This window comes from Variovorax sp. Soil_C_17, assembly GCF_057657265.1.
Window position 1 is genome coordinate 1 of the sequence record NZ_JBDGIT010000037.1, and the last position, 2,338, is coordinate 2,338.

General features: G+C 71.8%; 2 protein-coding genes. Both read left to right on the plus strand.

The window, feature by feature from the left end:
• Positions 1–798: ABC transporter permease (locus AC3A6Y_RS34900; RefSeq protein ID WP_487872776.1), on the plus strand; the 798-nt coding region annotated here is incomplete at its 5' end.
• The coding region (locus tag AC3A6Y_RS34905; RefSeq protein ID WP_487872777.1) for an ABC transporter ATP-binding protein at positions 798–2,338 on the plus strand (1,541 nt) is incomplete at its 3' end. The genes AC3A6Y_RS34900 and AC3A6Y_RS34905, both read left to right, overlap by 1 nt.

Below are 2,338 nucleotides of genomic sequence, written 5' to 3' on the forward strand. Positions count from 1 at the left end.
TCCGGCCTGCTCGGCCTGTCGGTGCTGCTGTTCTGGATGCTCGCGGCCCTGTTCGGCCCCTGGCTGCTCTCGCACAGTTCGGCCGCCATGGGCACCTCGAACGTCTTCGCGCCGATCAGTGCCCGGCACTGGCTGGGCACCGACTACCTCGGGCGCGACATGGTGGCGCTGCTCATCGACGGTGCGCGCTACACGGTCGGCGTCGCCTTGCTCGCCACGCTGCTGGCCAGCGGCACCGGCATCACCCTGGCGCTGCTGGCGGCGGCCAGCGGCCGCTGGATCGACGCCGTGCTCAGCCGCGGCCTGGACACCCTCACGGCCATCCCGAGCAAGATGTTCGCCCTCATCATGGTGGCGGGCTTCGGCTCCTCGGTGCCCATGCTGGTCGTCACCGCCGGCATCATCTACGTGCCGGGCGCCTACCGCATGGCGCGCTCGCTGGCCGTCAACATCAATGCGCTGGACTACGTGACCGTGGCGCGCACGCGCGGCGAGGGCACGCTGTACATCATGCTGCGCGAGATCCTGCCCAACATCATCGGCCCCATGCTGGCCGACCTGGGCCTGCGCTTCGTCTACGTCGTGCTGCTGCTGGCGAGCCTGAGCTTCCTGGGCCTGGGCATCCAGCCGCCGGCGGCCGACTGGGGCTCGCTGGTGCGCGAGAACATCGGGGCGCTGGCCATGGGCGGCGCCTCGGTGATCGTGCCGGCGCTGGCCATCGCGAGCCTGACCATCTCGGTCAACCTCGTCATCGACAACCTGCCGGGCCGCACCGCCCGCGAACGAGGAGCACGCTGATGGGCGCCCCCCTGAAGGTCCAGAACCTGAGCATCACGGCCGGCGCCAACACGCTGGTGGACAACCTCGGCTTCAGCGTGCAGCCCGGCGAGGTGCTGGCGCTGATCGGCGAGTCGGGCTCGGGCAAGACCACCACCGCGCTGGCGCTGATGGGCTATGCGCGCCACGGCTGCCGCATCTCGGCCGGCCGGGTGCAGATCGGCGAGATCGACGTGCTGGCGCTGGATGCCGCGCAGCAGCGCGCGCTGCGCGGGCGCACCGTCGCCTACATCGCGCAGAGCGCGGCCGCCTCCTTCAACCCCTCGCGCACGATCATGGACCAGGTGGTCGAGCCGACCGTCATCCACCGCCTGTGCAAGCGCTCCGAGGCCGAGGCCAAGGCGGTGCAGCTGTTTCGCGAGCTGGCGCTGCCCGATCCCGAGACCATCGGCGAGCGCTATCCGCACCAGGTCTCCGGCGGCCAGCTGCAGCGGCTGATGGCGGCCATGGCGCTGATCGGCGACCCCGACCTGGTGATCCTGGACGAGCCGACCACCGCGCTGGACGTGACCACGCAGATCGAGGTGCTGCGCGCCTTCCGCCGCGTGGTGCGCGAGCGCCGCGCCACCGCGGTGTACGTGAGCCACGACCTGGCCGTGGTGGCGCAGATGGCGGACCACATCCTGGTGCTGCGCGACGGCAAGATGCGCGAGGTGAATTCCACCGGGCAGATCCTTGCGGCGCCGGCGCACGACTACACCAAGAGCCTGCTGGCCGCCGCGCGGCCCGCGCCGCGGGCCAGCGGCCCCGTCGCGGGCGAGACCTCGCTGCTGCTGGAGGTCCGGCAGCTCTCGGCCGGCTATGGGCCGCTCGATGCCAAGGGCCGCCCGGCCAATCTGATCCTGGAGGACATCAACCTCAAACTCCACCGCGGGCAGGCCATCGGCGTGATCGGCGAGTCGGGCTCGGGCAAGACCACGCTGGCGCGCGCCGTGGCCGGCCTGCTGAGCCCGTGCCAGGGCAGCATCGTGTTCGACCGGCACGCGCTCGCGCCGACGCTCGCACGGCGCGACAAGGAGGCGCTGCGCCGCATCCAGATCGTGTTCCAGATGGCCGACACGGCGCTGAACCCCTCGCAGACCATCGAGCGCATCCTGGCGCGGCCGCTGCAGTTCTACAAGGGGCTGCGCGGCGAGCCGCTGCGCCAGCGCATCCGCGAGCTGCTGGACCTGGTGAAGCTGCCGCAGGCCGTCGCCGGGCGCCTGCCGGGGGGCCTGTCGGGCGGGCAGAAGCAGCGCGTCAACCTGGCGCGCGCGCTGGCGGCCGAGCCGGACCTGATCCTGTGCGACGAGGTGACCTCGGCGCTGGACACGGTCGTCGGCGCGGCGGTGCTGGACCTGATGGCCGAGCTGCGGCGCGAGCTCGGCGTCTCCTACCTGTTCATCAGCCACGACCTGCACACCGTGCGCGCGGTGTGCGACGAGATCGTCGTGATGCAGCACGGGCGCAAGCTCGCGCAGGTGGCGCGCGCCGACTACGATCGCGGGCCGCACCATCCCTA